The organism is Nonomuraea sp. NPDC059023 (assembly GCF_042740095.1).
GTDB lineage: Bacteria > Actinomycetota > Actinomycetes > Streptosporangiales > Streptosporangiaceae > Nonomuraea.
In genome coordinates, this window is record NZ_JBHYIO010000004.1 from 53,485 (window position 1) to 75,092 (window position 21,608).

The following is a 21,608-nucleotide window of genomic DNA, read 5'->3' on the forward strand; positions in this document are numbered from 1 at the left end:
CGGTGCCGTGGCGGGGGCACGTGGCGTAGTCGGGGAGCGGGGTGTGGCGGGGGAGCATGGTGTAGCCGGGGAGCGGGGTGTGGCGGCAGGTGGCCGGGCGCTGGGGTGGCGGCTGGTCGTGGCACTGCTGCTGGTCGCGGGGCTGGCCGGGGTGGCGGGCTGGGGGTTCCATCGGGTCTTTCCCGCTCAGCCTCTGCTCCTGGCCCTGGCCCCCGCTGCCCTCGTGCCGCCGCTGGTGGCGTTGCTCACCAGGAACCGGCCGCTCTGGCTGGCGTTGGCGCTCAACGTGGTCCTGTGGTTCGCGGCCACCGTCCCGCTCTACAAGGGCGTCGCGCCCGGGATGGTCAAGGACCTGGCCAACTCCTGGCAGGCCCTGCTCACCACCCTCCTGCCCGCCCAGCCGGAACCACGCCTGCTCATCCTGGTCCACGCGGCCGTCTGGGTGGCCGCGACGGTCGGGGCCGAGACCGTGGTGCGGAGCGCGACCCGGATCGCCGCCGCGTTGCCCGCGATGGCGGCGTTCGGGCTGGCCCTGCTGCTCGGCGTGGACGGCGACGGCTCGAACCTGCCCGTGGCCGCCGCGCTGGTCGTGCTCACGGCCGCGCTGGCCATGGTGCGCGACGAACGTCCCGCGCGCTGGCTGCTGGCGGGGTTGCCCGCGGCGGCGCTGCTGGCGGGCGCGGCGCTGGTCGCGGGGCAACTGCTGCCCGTGGCGGCGGAGCCGTACAACCCCCGGCGGAACGCCGAACTGCCGCCCCCCATCCGCGTCGACAGCGTCAGCCCGCTCGACCGTGTGTCCGCGTGGCTGCAGTTTCCCGACCGCCCGCTGTTCACCGTCAAGGCCGACCGACCGGCCAACTGGCGGCTGGCCGTACTGGATCGTTATGACGGCGTGCGCTGGACGTCGGGCGCGCGCTTCCAGCCGACCGGCGGGCGGGTGCCCGCCGGTGAGTGGACGGGCACGGTCGACACGGTACGGCAGAGCGTCACGATCGACGGCCTGCCCGGCGGCTGGCTGCCCGCGGCCGAGCGTCCCGCCGAGGTCACCGGCGTGCCCGGCCTGGGCGTGGACCCGAGCAGCGGAGCGCTGCTGGTCTCGCCCAAGCCTGACAAGGGGTTCACGTACCAGGTGAGCTCGCGGGTGCCCAGGCCGTCGAAGGAAGACCTGGTCGGGGCGGTGCCGGTGAACGATCCGGCGCTGACCGCCTTCCCTGACGCGCCGCAGGAGGCGGAGTTCCGGAAGCTGGCGCAGCAGGCGACGAAGGGGGCGGACGCGCCGATCAAGCAGGCGTACCGGCTGCAGAAGTACCTGCGGACCACCGCCAGCAACGACCCGACGGCGCCGCCGGGGCACTCGCTGAAGGGGCTGGAGTTCTTCCTGGAGACCACGCATCGGGGGACGTCGGAGCAGTTCGCCTCGACGTTCGCGCTGATGGCACGGACGCTGGGGCTGCCGACGCGGGTCGTGGTGGGGTTCCGGCCGGGGCAGCAGTCGAATGGCGTCTACCAGGTCATGTCCGGAGATGTCGTGGCTTGGGCGGAGGTCAAGTTCGAGGGGCTGGGGTGGCTGCCCTTCTACCCGACACCCGGCAAGAGCGGCTCCAAGGACGACCACGACGTGGTGTCGTCGGCGATCGAGGAGAGTGAACGGCTGGAGGGCGAGTTCACGCAGGGCGGGGTGAACAAGCCGAAGCCGTCGGCCAAGTCGTCCACGGGCGGGTCGCGCAGGACCGGCGAGGGGCCGCCGCTGTGGGTGATCATCCCGGCGGCCGGGGCGGGCGTCCTCGTGATCTACGCGGTGGTGGCGATGGCGCTGCCGTGGTGGCGGCGGCGTCGCAGGCGTAGGGCGGCCGGAGCCGAGGGCCGGGTACTCGGCGCCTGGGTCCAGTCATGCGACGACCTGGGCCTCAAGGATGACAAGGCGCTGACGGCCGAGGAGGTGGTCGCCCGTCATCCCGAGGCCATCTCCCACCATCTCCGGCCTCTCGCCGAGATTTCCAACTTCGTCCGCTACGCCCCCACCGGCAGCACTGGCAGCACTGGCAGCACTGGCAGCACCGACAGCGCCGCCATCGCCGACCAGGCCGCCGACGAGGCATGGCGCCGCAGCGACGCCGTCCGCGCCGAGGTCCGCCGCAGCACCCCCCTCAAACACCGCCTCCGCCGCCGCCTCCTCTTCCGCTGACCCCTCCCCGGTCACCCCCGGGAGTCACGCGCCCTTGGGTGGGTACCTTCGCCGGGCATGCCCTCCGGAGCGGCTGCCCCCACGGAGCCCTCCTCCCCGGGCGTCGTGCTCCCCGGGCGTCGTGCTCCCCGGGGGTGGTGCTCCCCGGGGGTGGTGCTCCCCGGGGGTGGTGCTGCCCGGGCGTGGTGCTGCCTCCGGGAGGCTTCCCCAGTTGGCCCCACCGGGATGGCGCTCCCTGGGCTTGGTCCCCCGCGGCGGGGCCGGGTGGGCGGTTGGGTGAGGGGTGGTGGGGTGTGGGGGTCTGGGAGGATTTCGGGGTGCGAAGTGTTGAGGCGCAGCTGATTCACCGGCCGGCCGGACGGGGTGCCGGGGAGGTGGTGCGGCATCTGCTGGCCGTACAGGCGCAGGATGTGGGGGCTGCTCAGCTGGCTCTGCGGGCGCGGTCCGCCACCGTCACCCCGGCCGAGATCGACGCGGCCGTGGAGCGGCGTGAGATCGTGCGGGCGTGGGGGCCGCGCGGGACGCTCCACTACATCCATCATGACGACCTGGCCTGGCTGCTCGCGCTGACCAGCCGCCGGACGGGGTCGCTGCTGCGGCTGTCGCAGGAGGGCGTGCGGGGTGACGACCTGCTGCCGCTGATCGAGGGCGCGCTCTACGGGCAGGGGCCGCTGACCAAGGCCGAGCTGGAAACGCGGCTGGGTGGGCGTGCGCGCGGGCAGGGCATCGTTCATCTTGTGGGGCTGGCCGCTTCGCATGGGCTCGCGGTGCTTGGGCCGTTGCGTGGTGGGAAGCCGACGTATGTTCATGCTGCCGACTGGCTGGGCGGGCCGATCGTGTTCGAGCCTGATCGGGACAAGGCGCTGGCCGAGCTGGCTGTCCGGTATCGGCGCTCGCACATCCCCGCCGAGCCAGAGGATCTGGCCGCCTGGGCGGGGGTGGCGGTGGGGGAGGCCCGTCTGGGGTGGAAGGCGACTTCGGCTCCAGCCCGGGAGGAGACGGCCGGACGGGTGGTCAGGCTGCTTCCGGCGTTCGATGAGCTTCTGATGGGGTGGAAGTCCCGCGATCCGATCCTGGCGCCGGAGCACGCCCGCAAGGTCTTCCCCGGTGGCGGCATCCTGCGCCCGTCCGTGCTGGTGGACGGCCGGGTTCGCGGGACCTGGACGCGAAAGGGCAGCGCCGTCGCGGTCGAGCCGTTTGACGAGTTGCCGCCGCTGGACGACGAGATCGCGGATGTCCGTCGGTTCCTGGCTTAGGTTGAAATATCGGGATAACCGTGTGCGGCGGCCGCCCGCCGAAACCGCTCAACCAGCTCAGGTCGTGAAATTTCCGGCACCCAGACCGCTTCCGTGAAGCTCCACAACAAGTAGGGATGCGCGCCCATCCCATAAAGCTCGCCGTAGTCCCGGCGGGCCAGCGCGTTACGCTCCTCGCCGGTCAGCGGGCCGCCTGCCCACTCCCGCGCGTACGCCACCGGGTCACCGACATACGCCGCCAAACAGTCAGGCGACATGTTGACCTCGCGCATGAACGCGTTGACCCCGTACCGGCTCATGGCGCCCACTCGAAGAACGGCGAGGTGGCGAACCGCGAAAGCGCCCCTTCGGCGGACAACGCGGGCTTCCCTCCGGCCACCCCCATCGCGACCAGGAAGTTCAGGAACTGGTGCGACACGTTCCCCGCCTCGGTCAGCCGCTCGTACGTCAGCTCGCCCAGCGCCCCGTCCACGTCGCCCGAGGCCACCCACTCCACCGCCCTCTCATCGAAGGCCCGCGACGGCGAGCCCGCGAAGTGCCGGGGCCCGCCCACCTCCGTGGCCAGGTGCCCGCTGGCGATCACCGCCACCCGCCGGTCGACCGGCGAGTCCTCAAGCGCCTGCCGCAGCACCTCGCCCACCCGGAAGAACCGGGCAGCGGACGGCAGCGGCGGCGCCATGCAGTTGGTGAACACCGGCACCACGGGCACCTCCAGCTCCGGCGTCAGGTACAGCAGCGGCAGCAGCACGCTGTGGTCGGCGCGGAAGGCGTCGGAGGCGGCGAAGTCCACCCCGCGCTCGATCCCGCCGCCCAGCAGCTCCCGCCCCAGCTCCGCGTCACCCACCAGTTCCCGGTACGGCAGGCCGAACTCCCGCTCCTCGTTCCAGAACGTCGCCGGAACGACAGGCGCCTTGCCCACCAGGAAGGCGGGCATCGTGTCGTAGAACCACTGCGTCAGGTGGTCGGTCGCCACCACGACCACGGCATCCGGCTTCGCGGCGGCCAGCCGTACCCGCAACCGCTCGAAACCCGCGCGCGTGGCGGCCAGGTCGTCGCCCCGCGCCCGCCACAGCAGCGGGTTGTGCGTGGTGCCGTAGACGCCGACGATCTCAGCCAAGGCCGAACAGCTCCCTCGCGTTGTCCAGCATGATCCGCTGCCGCGAGGCGGGCTTGAAGTCGAGCGACTCGAACTCCGCCGCCCAGCGCTCGGGGCCCAGCACCGGCCAGTCGGTGCCGAACAGCACGCGCTTCGTGATCACGCTGTCGGCGTAGTGGACCACCTCGGCCGGCCAGTAGCGCGGCGCCCAGCCCGACAGGTCGAGGTAGTAGTTGGCCTTGTGCCAGCAGGCGGCCAGGTTGTCCAGATGCCACGGCCAGCCGGGGTGCGCGGCGATCACCGTCAGCTCGGGGAAGTCGGCGGCCACGTCGTCCAGGTAGGGGATCGGCCGGGTGTACTCCAGCTTGTAGCCCATGCCGCCGCGGGTGCCGGCGCCCGCGCCGAGGAACCCCCCGTGGAACATGACCGGCAGCCCCAGCTCCGCGCAGACCTCCCAGATCGGATAGAAGCGCTCGTCGTTGGGGAAGAAGCGCTGGCGGCCGGGGTTGAGCTCGCCGACGCCCCTGATGCCGTACTCGTCGTGGCAGCGCCGGATCTCCCGCGCCGCGTCCGGCGACCAGGGGTCGATGCCGCAGAACGCGATGAAGGTGTCGGCGTGCTCGCGCTGCGCCCGGCCGAGCGCGTCGTTGAGCTCCGGCAGCCCGGCCGAGTTGACGATCACGGCCATCATGTCGCGCTCGCGGTAGAGGTCGGCCTGGGCGGCGAACGAGATCGGGGTGCGCTCCTTGCCGAAGTGGGCGCCCATCTGGCTGCGGCGGTGTCCCATCGCGGCCAGGAACTCCTCGGTCTGCGGGTGGGTGTGCACGTCGATGGCTTTCACTGCAGCTCCGGTGCGGGTCTGGTGGCGGGACGCGGCAGCCGCCGCTCGTGCGTGGAGAAGCGGGTGCCCGGCCGGGTGGTCTCGTCGTCGATCAGGCCCAGGTGCAGCGCCTGCGGGTCCTGGACCAGGTCGGCGACGGTGTTCAGCGGCCCGTGCGGGATGTCGGCGGCGGTCAGGCGCTCGAACCACTCATCGCGCGGCCGCTTGGCCGTCTCGGCCCGCAACGTCTCCTCCAGCTCCGCGTAGTGGCGAAAGCGCAGCTCACGGGTGGCGAAGCGGGGATCCTCCGCCAGATCGGGACGCTCCAGGACCTTCAGCAGCCCGAGCCAGAACTTCTCCGGCACCGACAGATGGATCACGAACGGCAGTCCCTCCGAGCTCACGCACCCGTAGGCCTGCGCCCGCGCCGCCCTGGTCGAAGGCCCGGCGACCGTGCCCGTCTCCAGGTAGGTGGCGATCGGCTCGGTCAGGAAGTCGGTCAGCGCCCCGAGCATCGACACTTCCACGCGCCGGCCCTCGCCGGAGGCCGAGCGCGCGTGCAGCGCCGCCAGGATGCCCTGGACCGCCGACATGCCCGACAGAAGATCCGAGAACGCCGGCCCGGCCGGGCGCGGATCGTCCAGCGGCACCAGATGTCCGTACATGCCGCCGATCGCCGAGATGATCGTGTCGTACGCCGGGCGCTTCGCGTACGGCCCGCTCGGCCCGAACCCGGTGATCGAGCAGTACACCAGCCGCGGCTCCCGCACCTTCATGACCGGCCAGCCGAAGCCCAGCCGGTCGGCCACCCCGGGCCGGAAGTTCTCGATCAGCACGTCCGCGCCGGAGACCAGCTCCAGCAGCGCCGCCAGCCCGTCCGGGTCCTTCAGATCGAGCGTCACCGAGCGCTTGCCCCGGTTGTAGGCGGCGAACTGCGGACTGTACGGCCGGCCGCCGCCACCCTGCCAGCGTCGCATCGGATCGCCGCCCGGCGGCTCCACCTTCGTCACCTCCGCGCCGAGGTCGGCCAGCAGCTTCCCCGCGTACGGCGCGGAGATGTACTGGCCCGCCTCGATCACGCGCAGCCCGCTCAGGGGCATGTCAGCTCCTCCTTAGTCACGAGCATCACCTTGCCGAGATGGTCGCGCCGGCCCGCCATGGCGAAGGCCGCGCCGACCTCCTCCAGCGGCAGCTCCGCCGCCACCGGCGGTCTGACCAGGCCGCGGGCCACCAGGTCCAGGCCGTCGCGGACGTCGGCGTAGTCCGCGGCGGCGCAGCCGTACAGGGTGACCCGGCGGGTGTAGAAGGCGCGGGTGTCGATCGCGACGGCCGAGTCCGGCAGCGCCGCGGCCACGACCACCGCGCCCGCCCACGCCACGCACCGCAGCGCCGCCGAGATCAGCTCGCCGCTGCCCGTCGCGTCCAGCACCAGGGCGGGCGACCTGCCGTCGAGCGCCTTCTCCAGCGCCTCGCCGGCGCCCTCGCGCGAGTAGGTGACCACCTCGCTCGCGCCCAGGCCGGGCAGGTCGCCGATCGGCTCGCCCTCCAGGGCGCCCGCGGTCACCTCGGCGCCCAGCGCGGCCGCCACCTGCACCGCGGCGCAGCCGAGCGCCCCGGTGGCCCCGGTCACCAGCACCTTCCGCGGGACGCCCCGGCCTGATCGGCGGATCATGTGCAGCGCGATGGGCACGCTGTGCACCGCCGCCGCGGCCCTCGGGAACGGCAGCGGCCCCACGTCGAACGCCACGCGGGAGGGAACCGCCACGTAAGAAGCGGCGCCGCCGTCACGGTGGATGCCGACGACCGTCTGGGCCGGGCAGTCGGCCTCGCGGCCGGCCGTACACGCGCCGCATCGGCCGCACGGGACGTTCGGCTTGACCGCGACGCGCGCCCCCACGCGGTCGGGCACGCCCGGCCCGCAGGCGACGACGACGCCCGCCGGGTCGAGCCCGATCGTGCGGGGGAGCAGCACGCCGGGGCCGAGCGGCGCGCCCGCCATGACCTGGCGTTCGAGCTGGTTCACCCCGACCGCCCGCACCTCGATCAGCACCTCGCCCGGACCCGGCTCCGGCACCGGTACGTCGGCGACGCGCAGCCGCGAGCCGTCCCAGCGTGCCGCCCTCATGGGCGCTTGGCCACGCCGAGCGCGTCCTGCGCGCGGGTGAGCTGGCCGAGATGGGTGAACGACGCGAACGGCGCCGGCGGCAGCTTCAGCACGGCGAGCAACTCCTCGAAGCCCTTCGGGTTCAGCCCCATGTCGTCGTCGTAGAGCAGCGGGCCGTTGGCGTAGACCTCGGGCTCCTCGTCCAGCGGCGTCACGGTGAAGCCCTTGGCGCGCATCAGCTTCTGCACGTACGCCTGCTGCGCGGGGTCCTTGTAGACCTTGATGCCCTTGATCGTCGCCCGGATGAAGCGGGCCGTGGTGTTCGGGTTGCGGTCCACGAAGTCCTTGAGCGCGGTCAGGCTGTCGTTGGGCCACTCCTTCATCACGTCCAGCACCAAGCGGCCCTGCACCAGCTTCTTGTGCCGGGGGAAGATCACGGTCATCGCCAGCTTGCCCTGCTTGAACTGTTCCACCCAGGCGTTCGAGCCGCCCGGCAGGTTCACCGGCTTCACCGCCACGCCCGTCAGGTCGAAACCGGCCTCCTTGAGCAGCTGTACCCGCACGTCGTACTCGATCGTGCCGGGATTGGCGCCCAGCAGCACCGGCTTGCCCGCGAGGTCCTGCGGCTTGGCGATCTGCGGCTGGACCACCACGACGAACGGCTCGCGGTTGCGGTACCCGGCCACGATCCGCAGCCCGGTGCCCGCCGTCGCCGCCGCGACCACGTCGGGCGAGGCCTCGGCGCCGAAGTCGAGGCTCCCGCCGACCAGGCCCTCCCTGATCGACTGCACCTCCACCCGCTCGACCGTCAGCCCCTCCTCCTTGTAGAAGCCCTTGTCGAGGGCGATCTCGACGGGGGCGTTGGTGTCCAGGTTCGGCAGCCGCATGCCGATCTTCAGGGTGGTCTTCTCCGGCGCGCCGATGGGTCCGGTCGCGGCGGGCGCGGGCGTCTGTGGCGCGTTGCCGCCACATCCGGCGATCAGGAGTACGGCCAGCGGCACGATCAGACGTTTCATGACACTCCTTCGGCATACCAGGGAGCGGCGATCCGGCGAGCGAGACTCACCAGCGCCATCAACACGTTGGCGATGACGACCAGCAGAAGCGTGAGCGCCAGCGCGGATGCCAGGTCGAAGTCGGCCGACCTGCGGAAGATCAGGTAACCGAGCCCCTGGCTGCCCCCGATGAACTCGCCGACCACGATGCCGACCATGGCCCTGGCCACGCCCATGCGGATCCCGGTGAGGATCAGCGGGAGCGCCGCCCAGAGCTGCACCCTGAGGAACACCTGGATACGGCCGCAGCCGTACACCCGGGCCGCCCGCACCAGCGAGGGATCCACGCCCCTGATGCCGTCCATGGTGTTGATCGCGATCGGGAAGACCGCCATGAGAAAGATGATGAGGATCTTGGGCGCCGCCCCGAACCCGAGCCACAGCACGAGAAGCGGCTGGAAGGCGATCCTCGGCATCGCGTAGGCCGTCCAGAACGGCGGCCCGGCCACGTCGCTGACCAGCCGCGACGACCCGAGCGCCAGCCCGCACGGCACGCCGACGACCACCGCGAGCAGGAACCCGGTCACCGCGTTCTGCGTGCTGAACCAGGCGTGCTCCGGCAGCGTGCCGTCGGCCAGCATCCCGGTGAACGCCGTCCAGATCGCGCTGGGCGGCGGCACGAACGACGGGCTGGCCAGCTTGAGCCCGCTGATCGCCAGCTCCCACAGCGCGAACAGCGCCGCCACCTCCAGGGCGACCGCCCACCTCTTGAGGTCACGCATGGTTCCTCCACCCGCCGGCCCGGCGTTCGGCCAGGTCGAGCAGCCGTACCAGCACCACCGACAGCACGACGTAGACGCCGATGGCGGCGAACGCCTCGCCGGTCCTGAACCGCGCGGTGGCGTTGACGATGATCGACCCGACGCCGCTGGGTGAGCCCACCATCTCGCCGACCAGCAGGCCGATCATCGACGTGGGCACCGCCAGCCGAAGACCCCCGATCACGTACGGCACCGCCCACGGCAGCCGGATCTTCAGGTAGACCGCCATCCGGCCCGCGCCGAACACCCGGGCCGCCCTGATCAGCGACGGGCTGGTCTGCGCCGCGCCGGTCGCGGTGTTGAGCGCCACCGGGATCATCGTGCTGAGGAAGACCAGGACGACGATCGGCCCGTCGCCGTAGTCGAGCCAGGCGGTGAGCGTGGGCTGGAGCGCGATGAGCGGCGTCGCCCACAGGGACCAGAGCAGCGGCATGAGCAGCCGGTTGGCCCACGGCAGGCTCCCGGTCACGAGTCCGGTGACCACTCCGGCGGCCGCGCCGAGACTGTATCCAATCAGCCAGCTTCTGGCGCTGGTGCCGAGGTGGCCGGCCAGTTCGCCGCTGGACGTGAGCGAGGCCAGCGCGCCGGCCACGTCGCCGGGGGAGGGGAAGAAGACGCGGTTGACCAGTTCGAGCTCGACCACGGCCACGTGCCAGAGCGCCACGAAGACCACCAGGTCGGCCAGGGCGATGAGCGGGGTGCGGTACTTCCAGGGGCGGCGGGCCGTACCGGATGGGCGGGCGCGCAGGGGTTTGGCGGGGGCGGTGCGCGCGGTCATTCCGCGGCCCCGCGGGCCGCGGCCACGGCGTCGGACTCCAGCGACTTCCACAACTGGTCGCGCAGCCCTTCGCGGTTGCCCGGCGTCACGGAGACGATCTCCTTGATGGTGCCCGGGTGCGAGCTGAACACCGCGATCCGGTCCCCGAGCTGGACGGCCTCGTCGATGCTGTGGGTGATGAAGACGACGGTCTTGCCGGTGGCGTCGATGATGCGCTTCAGCTCGGCCCGCATGACCTCGCGGGTCAGCGCGTCGACCGCGCCGAGCGGTTCGTCCATGAGCAGGATGCGCGGATCGGCGACCAGCGACCTGGCCAGCCCGGCGCGCTGCTGCATGCCGCCGGACAGTTCGCGCGGGTAGGAGTTCTCGAATCCGGACAGGCCCACGAGGCGGATGGCCTCGGCGATCCGGTCGGCGGCGCCCTCCTTCAGCCGGGGCTGCATCTCCAGCCCGAATCGGACATTGTCGGCGACGGTACGCCAGGGCAGCAGGGCGTAGTCCTGGAAGACCACGGCCCGGTCGGGGCCCGGCGCGGTGACCGGGCGGCCGCCGGCCAGGATCGTGCCGGTCGTCGGGGTGAGCAGGCCCGCCACGCAGTTGAGGACCGTGGTCTTGCCGCAGCCGCTGGGCCCGAGGACGGTCAGGAACTCGCCTTCCATGACGTCGAGGTCGACGTCCTGCACGGCGATCAGCCGGTTGCCCGTCCTGGCGACGTGGTACCGGACGGACAGGTCGCGGATCTGGATGATCGGATCGGTCGCCATAAACGGCTCCGTACTCCCAGGGGAACGAGATGGCTACATTATTCATGGCCTTAAATCACGGTCAACCCCCTCCTATCGGACGTTTCCGAGAGAGTGTTGACAAGATTGGATACGAAATCCAGGCTGTGGGCATGCGCACAGAAGAAGTGAGCTGGTACAGCGAAGGCGACCGGATCAGCGCCCTGTGGCGTACCCCCGACGAGGGGGCGGGGCCGTACCGCGCCATCGTCCAGGGCCCCGGCTGGCTGGGGCTCAAGGACGCGAAACTCTACGTCCGCTATCACGAGGCACTGACCGCGGCGGGCTTCGCCGTGCTGGTCTTCGACTACCGGGGCTTCGGCGGCTCCGAGGGCGACCGGTCGATTCTGTCGCCGGTCCGGCAGTTGCAGGACCTGCGCTCCGCCGTCACGTACCTGAGCGGGCGCGACGACGTCGTGCCCGACGGCATCGGCGTCTTCGGCAGCGGCGGCTCCGGCGGCGGCAACGCCGTGCTGCTGGCCGCCGCCGACCGGCGGGTCCGGGCCGCGGTCAGCCAGCTGCCCGTCGCCGACGGGGCCGACTGGCTGCACCGGATGCGCAGCGAGTACGAGTGGCTGGAGTTCCTGGCCGACGTCGAGTCCGACCGCCTCGACCGCGTACGCACCGGCAAGGGCCGCCTCGTCCATCCCCGCGAGGAGATCATGGTCCCGACCAAGGAACGGCGGGCCACGACCGTCAAGGCCGACGTGGACGAGCGCATCCCGACCCAGGTGGCGTTCGCCCCCGCGGTGGAGGAGATCCTCGCCTACCGGCCCGCGGCGGCCACGGTGCACACCCCGCTGCTGGTCATCGGCATCGAGAACGACGCCACCACCCCCACCGACCACGCCGAGCAGGTGTACGCCGCCGCCCGCGGCCCCCGCGAGCTGATCATGCAGCGGCACACCACCCACTACGCCGCCTACGACCGCTACTGGACCGAGGTGACCCCGAGGGTCGTCGCCTGGTTCGACCGCCACCTCGGACCCGCCCACCTGGTGGTCTCCACCCCCGAGGGCGACGCGCGGATCGAGGCGCCCGCATGATGAGGATCGCCGGAGGAACGGTCGTCACCCCCGCCGGCCGCCTCGACGCCGACGTGCTCGTGTCCGGCGGCAAGATCGCCGGACTGGTCTCCCGGGAGGTGGAGACCGGAGACCAGGTGGTCGACGCCACCGGCAAGCTCGTCCTGCCCGGGATGGTCGACGTGCACGTCCACACCCGCGAACCCGGCTTCACCCACAAGGAGGACATCCTCACCACCACCCGCCAGGCCGCGGCCGGAGGTGTGACGACGATCTTCGGGATGCCCAACCTCGACCCGCCCACCACCACCGCCGAGACCCTGCGGGACGTCCTGTCCCGATACGCGGCGACCTCGATCGTGGACTACAACCACAACCCCGCCGCCACCCTGACCGACCAGGTCCCCAAGATGGCCGAGATGGGCATCAGGGCCTACAAGGTGTACATGGTCGTCGACACCGGCCGCACCTACCCGCACCCCGCCGGAACCGGCATGCACGACCACGGCGACCTGCTGCGCATGATGGACACCATCGCCGCCACCGGCAAACGCTTCATCGTCCACCCGCACGACCAGGCGCTCATGGACTACATCGAGGGCCGCTACCTGGAGCGCGGCGAGAACACCCCGCAGGCCTACGCCCAGGCCTATGCCGAACGCGAAGGCGTCATCTGGGACACCGCCATCGACGTCGTCCTCCGCCTGGCCGAGGCCAGCGGCTGCCCCGTCCACCTGGCCCACATGCAGACCCGCCGCTCCGTCGACGCCGTCCGCCGGGCCAAGGCCCGGGGCGTGGACGTGACGTGCGAGGTCAACCACTGGATGCCGTTCCTGGCCCGGTGGGAGCACGTCGAGCGGCTAGGGCCTTATGCGCTCTCGTACTGGGTGCCCGACGACGCCCGCGAGGCGGTCTGGGACGGCATGCGCGACGGCACCATCGACATCGCCGCCTCCGACCACGCGCCGCACACGCGCGAGGAGAAGGAGATCGGCTGGACCCGCATGTGGAGCTCCCACACCGGAACCCCCGGCATCCAGTACTTCTACCCCCTCCTCCTGAACGCCGCCCTGTCCGGTCAGATCACCCTGGAACGCGTCGTCGAAATGGCCGCCGAGACCCCTGCCCGCAAGTTCGGCCTCCCCACGAAGGGCGCCCTGCTCCCCGGCCGCGACGCCGACATCGTGATCGCCGACCCTGACGCGCCGTGGACCATCACCGACGCGGACGTCCTGTCCAGGGTCGGCTGGACACCCTATGCGGGGGTGACGTGCGGGGTCCGCATCGACCGCACGTTCGTCCGCGGAGTCGAGGTGTACGGCGACGGCCAAGTCGTCGGCCACCCAGGCCACGGCCAACAAGCCTGACCCACCCCCAGCCTCCACCCCTCACCCCGCCTCCCGCCCCCAACCTCCACCCCCCAACCTCCACCCCCCAACCTCCACTCGCCAACCTCCAACCCGACTCCACCTCCGACCCGACTCCACCCCGCCTCCGCCTCCCAACCTCCGCCTCCCGTCTCACCTTCACCACCCGCCCTGCCTCCACCACCGCGCCCTCGACCTCCTCCTCTCATTCCGGAAGCCCGGGACCAGGACCGAGGCCGAGAAGCCGAGATCGTGGCTCCGGCTTTCCGGCCGGAAGGCTCGGGGCACCCGGAGACCTGGGAACCCCGAGTCTCAGGGCCCAGGGGGTTGAGGGCCCAGGGCCTTGTGACGCCGAGGGCTTGAGGGCCGAAGGGCTTGAGGGGCTCAGGTCCCGCAGGGTTCAGGGGTTTGAGGGGTTGGGGAGGGCGGGTGGGGCGGTAGCCGTACCTCATGGATTTAAGGAGATTTGTCGTGAAATTCGGCCTCTTGCTTCCCCACTTTGGTGAGTTCGCCTCCCGTGACCGGTTGCTCCGTGGCTCGCAGCGGGCCGAGGAACTGGGGTTCGACTCCGTCTGGGTGCGTGACCACCTGGTCTTCGAGCCGCACGGTGAGATGGAGTCGCCCAACCGGGAGTTCTACGACGCGCTCACCACGTTGACCGCCATCGGGGCGGTGACCTCGCGCATCCAGCTCGGCACCGGCTCGCTGATCCCCTTCCGCCACCCGCTGACCACCGCGCTGCAGCTCGGCACCATGACGCAGCTCGTCGGCGACCGGCTCATCCTGGGGTTCGGGGCGGGCACCTTCCAGCACGAGTTCGACGCGATCGGCTGGGGCGACAGGGACCGCGTCTCGCTGGTCCGCTCCAACGCCGAGATCCTGCGCAAGGTCGCCGTCGAGAACGACGTGAGCTACTCCGACGACAACTTCACCTTCACCGGCGTCAGCATCGAACCCAAGCCCGTCGGCGGCCCCGTCCCCTTCTGGTACTGCGGCGCCACCCCCCGCAGCGCCCGCCTGGCCGCCGAGTGGGCCGACGGCTGGATGCCCGGCCGCATCTCGCTGGCCACGATCCGCCGCCGCGTCGAGAGCATGCGCGAGATCTGCGAGGAGAACGGCAGGAAGCTCCCGACCGTCGCCGTCATCCCGCCCACCTCCGTCGCCGCGACCAGGGAGGAGGCGCTGCGCGACGTCAACGTCCCGGGCCTGCTGGCCTGGGCGAACAAGGCCAAGTTCGCGGTCAGGCCGCCATCGGGCCGGTTCGAGACGGTCGAGGACCTCGAAGGCCAGCTCATCGTCGGCGATCCGGGGGAGATCGTGGACGAGGTGAAGAAGTTCGAGGCGGCCGGGGTGGAGCACCTCGTCTTCGACTTCCGCTTCTCCTTCCCGCGCTGGTTCGAGGTGATCGACCTGCTCGGGGCCGAGGTACTGCCCAGACTCCGGTAGTGTCCCGCATGGCGGGACACCTGTGCTTGGATTGGATCCGATAACCGGATCCCCGGGAGAGGCGTGAGCGTGGAGACCGCGACCAAGCCCTCGTTCGACGATGTCGTCGGCCGTATGTCCGCTGGATACAAAACGGTCGGACAGATGGCCTACGACGTCATCCGCGAGTGCATCATCACCGGCGTGCTGGCACCCGGCGAGCATCTGCGCCAGGAGGAGCTCGCCGAGCGCCTCGGCGTCTCGCGCATCCCGGTGCGCACCGCGCTCATGCAACTGGAGTCCGAGGGGCTGGTCTCCTTCCACCCGCACCGCGGCGCCGTGGTGCGTACGCTCACCGTCGAGCAGGTCCGCGAGATCTACGAGCTGCGCGTCCTGCTGGAGTCGCACGCCCTGCGCAAGTCCATCGCCAGGATGACCTCCGCCAGGGCGGCCCGGCTGCGCGAGCTCGGCACCGCCCTCGACGAGCCCCACGTCAGCAGCTCGCTGGCCGAGGAACGGGCCGCCTTCTACCGGGAGCTGTACGACGCGGGCGAGAACCCCGTCGCCGTGGGCATCATCGAGGACCTGCGCAACTCCGTCGGCCGCTACCTCCTCGGCCTGCGCGTCGGCCACGACCAGGGCGGTCACCGCCACCTCGCCACCCTGGCCGCCCGCGGCGACGTCGACGCCGCCGTCGCCCACCTGCACGAGCACCTGGAGATCGTCTCCCGCCGCATCATCGAGGTGCTGTCGGAGGAGGCGGAGACCGCGGCCCCCACCAAACCCCGCCGCCGCCAGGCCAAATGAGACCAGTGCGGTAAAGGCCGTGGGGCTCCGCTGCCCATGCCCTGGAGCGCGCCGCGAGCGATCCGGGGGCGACGCCTCAGGTTCCGTGTCGCGGGACCCGGGGTTGATCGGGTCGGGCGGTGGTGGGCAGGGTGGGCCATGTCCCACGTTCAGTCGGTCTCGAAGGCCGCGTGTGTCTTGCGCACGCTGGCCGGCACCCAGCGCCCGTTGTCGGTGCGCGAACTCGCCGGCCGTACCGGAATCCCGCGCAGTACGGTGCACGCGCTGTGCACCACGATGTGCCACGAAGGCCTGGTGGAGGCCGAGCCGGGAGAGGGTTACCGGCTGGGAACGCTGGGACGGCGGCTCACTGCGAGGTAGACGCGGCGGCGTTGGGGGCGGCGGCGTCGTTGGGCTGGGGGCCGCCCGGCAGGGCGCCTCGGATGCACGTCGGCTTGGACCAGGCGACGCTGGTCTTCTGCGAGATCTGCAGGGGTACACCGACCAGGAAGCAGTAGCCGACGCCCTTGGTGAGGCCGGTCACGCGGGTGGAGGTCGTGCCGGCGGGCAGCGGGATGAGGGGCTCGTCGTCGGAGGGTTCGCGCTGGACCACGATCGGGTACTCGCGCGCGCCGCCGGGCAGGCGCCAGGTCAGCGTGACCGACACGCCCAGATCCCGGCTCACCTTGAGCCCGCGCGGCCGGAGCGCGTCGATGGACTCGCGGTCGACGGTGGGAGTGCTCGGCTGTTTCAGTTGCGTACGGCCGGCCGTGGGCACCGTGCCGGACGGGCGCTGTGACAGGTAGACGGCCACCCCGGTACCGGCCAGGGCCACCGCCACCACGGCCACCCCGATCACGATCTTGCCGCGCCCCGGGGAGCCGCCGTCCTTCCTGCGCCGCCCGCCGGGCGCCGGACCACTTCCCCCAGGCGGCTGCGCCAAGGGAACCTGCGGGGCAAGGGGCACACCGGCCTCGGGCGCCCACGGACTCGTGGCCTGCCCGCCCGCAGGACCGGCCGGAGCCTGACCGGTGGCGTGCCGGGTCTCGGAAGGGGCCCACGGGCTGACCGCGCCGGTCACCGGATACGTGGAGCCCGGCGCCCAAGGGCTGGGACTGGCGGGCGGGTAGGCGGGAGCCTGGGCGGGGCCGTTCAGGTCGGCCGGGGCGGTCGCCGGGTAGGTGGCCGGGTGGGTCTGCGGGCCGGACGGCGAGTCGGGCCGCGGCGCGGGGGAGGGGCCAAGGTCGGCGCCGAGCAGGTCGGTGACCGGCAGCCCGAGCTCCGCCTGGATCTGCCGCAGCCGCTCGGCGAACTCGCGGGCCGTGCCGTACCGCTGCTGAGGGTCCTTGGCCATCGCGCGCAGGACCGTGGAGAAGACCACGGCGGGCACGTCGGCGCGATTGATGGGCGGCGGGTCGCTGCTCAGGACGCGGTACATCAGCGGCGCGATCGACGGGTCGGTCGGGCTGTGGAAGGCGGGCTGGCCGGCCAGCAGGTGGTAGAGGGTGGAGCCGAGCGAGTAGATGTCGGTGGCGGCGGTGTGCTGGTGGCCGCTCAGGACCTCAGGCGCGGCGTGCAGCGGGGTGAACGCGTGGGTCGAGGCGGACACCTCGGCGGTGTCGATGACGCGGGCGACCCCGAAGTCGGCGATGGCGGGCTCGCCGTACCGGGAGATGAGGATGTTCTGCGGTTTGATGTCGCCGTGCAGGACCCCGGCCTCGTGGACGGCGGCCAGCGCCCCGGCGAGCTTGACGCCCGAGCGCAGCACCTCCTGCAGGGGGAGCGGCCCGTTGTTGCGGATGCGGTCGCGCAGGGAGCCGTTCTCGAAGAAGTCCATCGCGATGTACGGCTTGCCGGATCGCGTCGTGCCGGTGTCGAAGACGGTGACCACGTTGGGGTGGCCGGTGAGGCGGCCGGTGAGCTGGAGTTCGCGCTGGAACCTGCGCATCGTCTTGCTGTCGACCCGGTCCACGGACAGCACCTTGAGCGCCACGACCCGGTCGAGACGCTCCTGGTAGGCCCGGTAGACGATGGCGAATCCGCCCTGGCCGGCCTGATCGAGCACTCGATAGCCGGGGGCGTCCTCGACGTGCTGCACAGTGCTTCCCCCCTGTCAGGGGCGAGTTTAGCGATTTGCCCGGGTGTGGGCGTCAGAAGGGCGACATCAGGTACGCGCCGCCGAACATCGAGGCACCCGCGACCAGCAGGAAGAAGAAGACGTAGAAGCCGCCGGGCAGCACCGTGAGCCTGGCGAGCTGGTCGGCGTCGGAGTTGCCCGCCTGCCTGCGGCGGCGTTTGCGCTGCAGCTCCATGATCGGGCGGATGCCGCCGAACAGCAGGAACCACACCGCCACGTAGGCCACGACCTGCTGGATGTCGTCCGGCGCGTACATGGACAGGGCGAAGATCGCGCCTCCGGTCGCCAGCAGGATGAGCGCGCCGTAGAGGTTGCGGATCAGCAGCAGCATGCAGACCAGGAACAACAGGACGACCCAGATCAGCAGCGTGATGCGCCCCTGGTCGGTCAGCCACGCGCCCGCCAGCCCCAGCAGCGACGGCGCGACATACCCCGCCAGCGCGGTCAGCACCATGCCGGGCCCGGTGGGCTTGCCCCTGGTCAGGGTCACGCCGGAGGTGTCGGAGTGCAGCCGGATGCCCTCCAGCTTGCGCCGCGTGAGCAGGGCCATCAGCGCGTGCCCGCCCTCGTGCGCGATCGTGACGAGCCCTCGGGTGAGATGCCAGGAGGTGGTGTAGGAGACCACCGCGAAGGCGAACACCGCCGACACCACGATCACCCATGGCTCGGGGGCGGGCTGGACCTCCACGAGCTGTGCCAGGAACTTGTCCATCGAGTAGAGACCCTATCCGGGTAAAGTCACCGCCGTGGTCACAGAACTTCATTCTGATTCCGGGGTTCCCGCCTGGCGGGCGGCGCGCGGGCTGCCCGGCCTGATCGACCTGCACGTGCACTTCCTGCCCGAACGGATGGAGCGGCGCGTCTGGCATCACTTCAACCACGGCGGCCCGCTGCTCGGCGACGGCTGGAAGGTCACCTACCAGTGGCCCGTGGAGCAGCGCCTGGCCCGGCTGCGCGAGATGGGCGTCACCCGCTTCTCCGCGCTGGCCTACGCCCACAAACCCGGCATGGCCCGGGATCTCAACGCCTGGACGCTCGACTTCGCCCGCCGTACCCCGGAGTGCGTCCCCTCCGCGACCTTCTACCCCGAGCCGGACGCTCCGTCCTATGTACGGCAGGCCGTCGACGCCGGCGCCCGCATCTTCAAGATCCACCTCCAGGTGAGCGACTTCGACCCCCGCCTGCCCGAGCTGGACGGCATCTGGGGCCTGCTGGCCGAGGCCGGGCTCCCGGTCGTCGTCCACGCCAGCTCCGTCCCCGTGCCCGGCGGCCGCATCGGCCCCGAACCCATCGCCGGCCTCCTGAAAAGGCACCCCCGCCTGCGCCTGGTCATCGCCCACCTCGGCATGCCCGAGTACGAGCCGTTCTTCGGCCTGGCGGAGCGCTACGAGCGGGTCGCGCTCGACACCACGATGGCCTTCACCGACTTCGCCGAGCTCGGCATGCCCTTCCCGGCCGCGCTCCGCCCCGCGCTGCGTGAACTCGGCCATGCGGGGAAGGTGGTGCTGGGTAGCGATTTCCCGAACATTCCACACTCGTACGCGCACCAGCTCCACGCGCTCGACCGGCTCGGCCTCGGGGACGAATGGGTCAGGGCCGTGTGCTGGCACAACGGGTCGGACATGATCTGATAGAGGGGTGAACGATCGGCACGAGGCGCTGGTCCGCGCCTTCTACGAAGCGCTGGGCCGCGGCAACCTCGAGGTCATGGAGCGTTGCTACCATCCGGACGTCAGCTTCGGCGATCCGGTCTTCCAGGAGGTGGAGGGGCGCGACCGGGTGATGGCGATGTGGCGGCTGCAGCTCGGCGTACGCGACGGGCTGCGCTCGGACTTCCGCGACGTGCGGGCCGACGCCCACACCGGCAGCGCCATCTGGACGGCCCGCTACACCTTCAGCGGCACGGGGCGCGAGGTCGTCAACGAGGTCACCGCGCTCTTCCGCTTCGAGGACGGGCTCATCGTGCGGCACCACGACGAGTTCGACTTCAAGCGGTGGTCGAGGATGGCCCTCGGCAGGCCGGCCGGCCTGCTGTTCGGCTGGACGCCGATGTTCCGCAAGACGATCAGGGACCGGGCCCACCAGGCGCTCGACGAGGTGTCGTAAAGGAGTGAGCGCATGGCACGCATGAAGGGCTTTCTGCAAAGCAGTCGCATCCGCGAGCAGGCGCCGGAGCACTCCATGGATCCCCGGGCCGTGGAAGAGGAAGCCCCCTACCGCCCGACCGTGATCGACAACGCCATCTACCAGCACGGCGAGCGCATCGACAACCCAGGCTCGCTGGCCGACGCCTTCGAACGGCTCAAGGAGATGCCGGGCACCATGGCCTGGATCGGCCTGTACCGCCCGAAGGAGTGGGAACTGGTCAAGCTGGGCGAGGAGTTCCAGCTCCACGAACTGGCCCTAGAGGACGCCATCGTCGGCTCCCAGCGCCCCAAGGCCGACCGCTACGGTGACACGCTCTTCGTCGTGCTGCGCGCCGCGCGCTACCTCGACGACGTGGAGGAGGTCGCCTTCGGCGAGCTGCACGTCTTCGTCGGCCCCAACTTCGTGATCACGGTACGGCACGCCGAGGCCCCCGACCTCCAGGCCGTGCGCAAACGCATGGAATCCGACCCCGACCTCCTGCGCCAGGGCCCCCAGGCGGTGCTGTACGCCATCCTCGACGCCGTCGTGGACGGCTACGCCCCGGTCGTGGCCGGGCTGCAGAAGGACCTGGAGGAGATCGAGGGCCAGGTGTTCAGCGGCGACCCGGCGGTCTCGCGCCGCGTCTACGAGCTGAGCGGCGAGGTCATCGAGTTCCAGCGGGCGACCGCGCCGCTGCTGAAGATGATCGACGGCTTCATCGCCGGCGCCACCAAGTACGGCGTGAACGAGGAACTCCAGAGCTACCTGCGCGACGTCGCCGACCACGCGATCACGGTGACCGAGCGCGTGGCCGCCTTCCGCCAGATGCTCCAGGACATCCTGGTGATCAACTCGACCCTGGTCACGCAGGCCCAGAACGCCGAGATGGCCAAGATGACCGAGGCCAGCATCCGGCAGGGCGAGGAGGTCAAGAAGATCTCCGCCTGGGCCGCCATTCTTTTCGCCCCGACGCTCGTCGGCACGATCTACGGCATGAACTTCGACTTCATGCCGGAAACGCACTGGACGCTCGGCTACCCGTTCGCCGTCGTGCTGATGGCCGGGGTGTGCCTGATCCTGTACATCGTCTTCAAGAGACGCGACTGGCTGTAGGGGTCTGCCGGACCGCGCGGGGCGCGTGGTCCTAGCGTGGTGTCCATGAGTGAGTTCGGGTGGATGGAGGCGGGCGGCCAGTACTTCGCCCGCAAGGTGGACGCGGCCGTCGAGGCGGGACTGGACGGGGCCTCGCAACTGCCGGGATGGCGGCGCCGCCATGTGGTGGCGCACGTGGCCTGCAACGCGCGGGCGCTGTCCCGCCTGGTCCACTGGGCCAGGACCGGCGAGGAGCGGGCGATGTACCCGAGCAGGGAGGCCCGCGACGCGGAGATCGAGGAGACGGCCCGCATCCCCGCGCCGGAGCTGGCGGCCCTGTCGGCCGACCGCGACCGTGAGCTGCGCGAGGACCTGGCGGGCCTGTCGGACCTGCAGTGGAACACCAAAGTCCGCACCGCGCAGGGCAAGATCGTGCCCGCCTCCGACGTCCCCTGGATGCGGGCGCGCGAGCTGTGGATCCACGCCGTGGACCTCGGCGCCGGCGGGTCCTTCGACGACTTCCCCGAGGGCATGGTCGACGCGCTGCTCAGCGACGTCACCACGGCCATGGAGAACCGCCCCCAGGGCCCGGCGCTGCTGCTGGTCCCACTCGACCGGGCGCGCACCTGGCGCGTCCACCCCGGCGGCAGGCCGGACGAGGGCGACCTGGTCGAGCGGGTCGCGCTGGTGCGCGGGAGCGCCGCGCGGCTGGCCGCGTGGCTGACCGGCCGCGGCCCGGCGCCGGAGCCCGGCGCGCCGTCGATCGGGCCGTGGCTGTGATCCCTGTCCGGATCTGGACAGGATGTCAGAAC

At 71.4% G+C, this 21,608-nt stretch carries 22 protein-coding genes; 11 read left to right on the top strand and 11 right to left on the bottom strand.

Features of this window, described 5'->3' with window-relative positions:
- Window positions 1-79: 79 nt before the first annotated feature.
- Both ACFWYW_RS08450 and ACFWYW_RS08455 read left to right on the top strand, forming a co-directional pair.
- Complete coding sequence (locus tag ACFWYW_RS08450) at window positions 80-2,185, top strand: DUF3488 and transglutaminase-like domain-containing protein (RefSeq protein WP_379613457.1); 2,106 nt, start codon at window positions 80-82, stop codon at window positions 2,183-2,185.
- Window positions 2,186-2,502: 317 nt separating this feature from the next.
- Window positions 2,503-3,441 (top strand): winged helix DNA-binding domain-containing protein, encoded by a 939-nt coding sequence (locus ACFWYW_RS08455; protein WP_379613455.1) that lies wholly within the window; start codon window positions 2,503-2,505, stop codon window positions 3,439-3,441.
- Here ACFWYW_RS08455 and ACFWYW_RS08460 read toward each other — a convergent pair.
- From ACFWYW_RS08460 to ACFWYW_RS08500, 9 genes are read right to left on the bottom strand one after another with little or no spacing between them, the layout of a single operon-like run.
- Window positions 3,438-3,740: a hypothetical protein gene (locus ACFWYW_RS08460; protein WP_379613453.1), complete on the bottom strand. Its 303-nt coding sequence runs from the start codon at window positions 3,738-3,740 to the stop codon at window positions 3,438-3,440. The genes ACFWYW_RS08455 and ACFWYW_RS08460 overlap by 4 nt on opposite strands.
- The gene (locus tag ACFWYW_RS08465) at window positions 3,737-4,558 is read right to left on the bottom strand and encodes an extradiol ring-cleavage dioxygenase (protein WP_379613451.1); all 822 of its coding nucleotides are present in this window, start codon (window positions 4,556-4,558) and stop codon (window positions 3,737-3,739) included. The genes ACFWYW_RS08460 and ACFWYW_RS08465 overlap by 4 nt, the downstream gene beginning before the upstream one ends.
- Window positions 4,551-5,378, bottom strand: coding sequence for an amidohydrolase family protein (locus ACFWYW_RS08470; protein WP_379613449.1), 828 nt, complete (start codon window positions 5,376-5,378; stop codon window positions 4,551-4,553). Before ACFWYW_RS08470 ends, ACFWYW_RS08465 begins: the two co-directional genes overlap by 8 nt.
- Complete coding sequence (locus ACFWYW_RS08475; protein WP_379613447.1) at window positions 5,375-6,457, bottom strand: CaiB/BaiF CoA transferase family protein; 1,083 nt, start codon at window positions 6,455-6,457, stop codon at window positions 5,375-5,377. The genes ACFWYW_RS08470 and ACFWYW_RS08475 overlap by 4 nt, the downstream gene beginning before the upstream one ends.
- The gene (locus tag ACFWYW_RS08480) at window positions 6,448-7,482 is read right to left on the bottom strand and encodes a zinc-binding dehydrogenase (RefSeq protein ID WP_379613445.1); all 1,035 of its coding nucleotides are present in this window, start codon (window positions 7,480-7,482) and stop codon (window positions 6,448-6,450) included. The genes ACFWYW_RS08475 and ACFWYW_RS08480 overlap by 10 nt, the downstream gene beginning before the upstream one ends.
- Window positions 7,479-8,477: an ABC transporter substrate-binding protein gene (locus ACFWYW_RS08485; protein ID WP_379613443.1), complete on the bottom strand. Its 999-nt coding sequence runs from the start codon at window positions 8,475-8,477 to the stop codon at window positions 7,479-7,481. The genes ACFWYW_RS08480 and ACFWYW_RS08485 overlap by 4 nt, the downstream gene beginning before the upstream one ends.
- Window positions 8,474-9,238 (bottom strand): ABC transporter permease, encoded by a 765-nt coding sequence (locus ACFWYW_RS08490; protein WP_379613441.1) that lies wholly within the window; start codon window positions 9,236-9,238, stop codon window positions 8,474-8,476. Before ACFWYW_RS08490 ends, ACFWYW_RS08485 begins: the two co-directional genes overlap by 4 nt.
- A complete protein-coding gene (locus tag ACFWYW_RS08495; RefSeq protein WP_379613439.1) occupies window positions 9,231-10,055 on the bottom strand; it encodes an ABC transporter permease in 825 nt (274 codons plus the stop codon). The genes ACFWYW_RS08490 and ACFWYW_RS08495 overlap by 8 nt, the downstream gene beginning before the upstream one ends.
- Window positions 10,052-10,819, bottom strand: coding sequence for an ABC transporter ATP-binding protein (locus ACFWYW_RS08500; RefSeq protein WP_379613437.1), 768 nt, complete (start codon window positions 10,817-10,819; stop codon window positions 10,052-10,054). Before ACFWYW_RS08500 ends, ACFWYW_RS08495 begins: the two co-directional genes overlap by 4 nt.
- Before the next feature lie 131 nt (window positions 10,820-10,950).
- On the opposite strand from ACFWYW_RS08500, the gene ACFWYW_RS08505 reads away from it, so the two are divergent.
- The 5 genes from ACFWYW_RS08505 (at window position 10,951) to ACFWYW_RS08525 (ending at window position 15,821) form a co-directional block, all read left to right on the top strand.
- A complete protein-coding gene (locus tag ACFWYW_RS08505) occupies window positions 10,951-11,883 on the top strand; it encodes an alpha/beta hydrolase (protein ID WP_379613434.1) in 933 nt (310 codons plus the stop codon).
- A complete protein-coding gene (locus tag ACFWYW_RS08510) occupies window positions 11,880-13,229 on the top strand; it encodes a dihydroorotase family protein (protein WP_379613432.1) in 1,350 nt (449 codons plus the stop codon). The genes ACFWYW_RS08505 and ACFWYW_RS08510 overlap by 4 nt, the downstream gene beginning before the upstream one ends.
- A gap of 471 nt (window positions 13,230-13,700) precedes the next feature.
- Window positions 13,701-14,675: an LLM class flavin-dependent oxidoreductase gene (locus ACFWYW_RS08515; protein WP_379613430.1), complete on the top strand. Its 975-nt coding sequence runs from the start codon at window positions 13,701-13,703 to the stop codon at window positions 14,673-14,675.
- Window positions 14,676-14,738: 63 nt separating this feature from the next.
- Window positions 14,739-15,461: a GntR family transcriptional regulator gene (locus tag ACFWYW_RS08520; protein WP_379613428.1), complete on the top strand. Its 723-nt coding sequence runs from the start codon at window positions 14,739-14,741 to the stop codon at window positions 15,459-15,461.
- A gap of 138 nt (window positions 15,462-15,599) precedes the next feature.
- Window positions 15,600-15,821: a helix-turn-helix domain-containing protein gene (locus tag ACFWYW_RS08525; RefSeq protein ID WP_379613426.1), complete on the top strand. Its 222-nt coding sequence runs from the start codon at window positions 15,600-15,602 to the stop codon at window positions 15,819-15,821.
- On the opposite strand, the gene ACFWYW_RS08530 is transcribed toward ACFWYW_RS08525, so the two are convergent.
- Together ACFWYW_RS08530 and ACFWYW_RS08535 are read right to left on the bottom strand one after the other, a co-directional pair.
- A complete protein-coding gene (locus ACFWYW_RS08530; protein ID WP_379613424.1) occupies window positions 15,808-17,538 on the bottom strand; it encodes a protein kinase in 1,731 nt (576 codons plus the stop codon). The genes ACFWYW_RS08525 and ACFWYW_RS08530 overlap by 14 nt on opposite strands.
- Window positions 17,539-17,590: 52 nt before the next feature.
- Entirely contained in the window at window positions 17,591-18,289 is a 699-nt protein-coding gene (locus ACFWYW_RS08535; protein WP_379613422.1) for a M50 family metallopeptidase, read from the bottom strand.
- A 34-nt stretch (window positions 18,290-18,323) separates the two neighbouring features.
- On the opposite strand from ACFWYW_RS08535, the gene ACFWYW_RS08540 reads away from it, so the two are divergent.
- Genes ACFWYW_RS08540 through ACFWYW_RS08555 form a run of 4 tightly spaced genes read left to right on the top strand, consistent with a single transcriptional unit; the run spans window position 18,324 to window position 21,576 of the window.
- Window positions 18,324-19,208, top strand: a complete 885-nt coding sequence (locus tag ACFWYW_RS08540) for an amidohydrolase family protein (RefSeq protein ID WP_379613420.1) — start codon at window positions 18,324-18,326, stop codon at window positions 19,206-19,208.
- A gap of 7 nt (window positions 19,209-19,215) precedes the next feature.
- Entirely contained in the window at window positions 19,216-19,683 is a 468-nt protein-coding gene (locus ACFWYW_RS08545; RefSeq protein ID WP_379613418.1) for a nuclear transport factor 2 family protein, read from the top strand.
- 12 nt (window positions 19,684-19,695) lie between these two features.
- Window positions 19,696-20,817 (top strand): magnesium and cobalt transport protein CorA, encoded by a 1,122-nt coding sequence (locus tag ACFWYW_RS08550; RefSeq protein ID WP_379613416.1) that lies wholly within the window; start codon window positions 19,696-19,698, stop codon window positions 20,815-20,817.
- A gap of 45 nt (window positions 20,818-20,862) precedes the next feature.
- Window positions 20,863-21,576 (top strand): maleylpyruvate isomerase family mycothiol-dependent enzyme, encoded by a 714-nt coding sequence (locus ACFWYW_RS08555; RefSeq protein ID WP_379613414.1) that lies wholly within the window; start codon window positions 20,863-20,865, stop codon window positions 21,574-21,576.
- The last annotated feature ends 32 nt before the right edge of the window (window positions 21,577-21,608 follow it).

Bases quoted from the DNA above. Each gene is read 5' to 3' on its own strand.
- ACFWYW_RS08510 (WP_379613432.1), top strand. From the start codon at position 11,880: ATGATGAGGATCGCCGGAGGAACGGTCGTCACCCCCGCCGGCCGCCTC.
- ACFWYW_RS08505 (WP_379613434.1), top strand. From the start codon at position 10,951: ATGCGCACAGAAGAAGTGAGCTGGTACAGCGAAGGCGACCGGATCAGC.
- ACFWYW_RS08495 (WP_379613439.1), bottom strand. From the start codon at position 10,055: ATGACCGCGCGCACCGCCCCCGCCAAACCCCTGCGCGCCCGCCCATCC.
- ACFWYW_RS08555 (WP_379613414.1), top strand. From the start codon at position 20,863: ATGAGTGAGTTCGGGTGGATGGAGGCGGGCGGCCAGTACTTCGCCCGC.
- ACFWYW_RS08475 (WP_379613447.1), bottom strand. From the start codon at position 6,457: ATGCCCCTGAGCGGGCTGCGCGTGATCGAGGCGGGCCAGTACATCTCC.
- ACFWYW_RS08490 (WP_379613441.1), bottom strand. From the start codon at position 9,238: ATGCGTGACCTCAAGAGGTGGGCGGTCGCCCTGGAGGTGGCGGCGCTG.
- ACFWYW_RS08500 (WP_379613437.1), bottom strand. From the start codon at position 10,819: ATGGCGACCGATCCGATCATCCAGATCCGCGACCTGTCCGTCCGGTAC.
- ACFWYW_RS08535 (WP_379613422.1), bottom strand. From the start codon at position 18,289: ATGGACAAGTTCCTGGCACAGCTCGTGGAGGTCCAGCCCGCCCCCGAG.
- ACFWYW_RS08480 (WP_379613445.1), bottom strand. From the start codon at position 7,482: ATGAGGGCGGCACGCTGGGACGGCTCGCGGCTGCGCGTCGCCGACGTA.
- ACFWYW_RS08460 (WP_379613453.1), bottom strand. From the start codon at position 3,740: ATGAGCCGGTACGGGGTCAACGCGTTCATGCGCGAGGTCAACATGTCG.
- ACFWYW_RS08485 (WP_379613443.1), bottom strand. From the start codon at position 8,477: ATGAAACGTCTGATCGTGCCGCTGGCCGTACTCCTGATCGCCGGATGT.
- ACFWYW_RS08525 (WP_379613426.1), top strand. From the start codon at position 15,600: ATGTCCCACGTTCAGTCGGTCTCGAAGGCCGCGTGTGTCTTGCGCACG.
- ACFWYW_RS08550 (WP_379613416.1), top strand. From the start codon at position 19,696: ATGGCACGCATGAAGGGCTTTCTGCAAAGCAGTCGCATCCGCGAGCAG.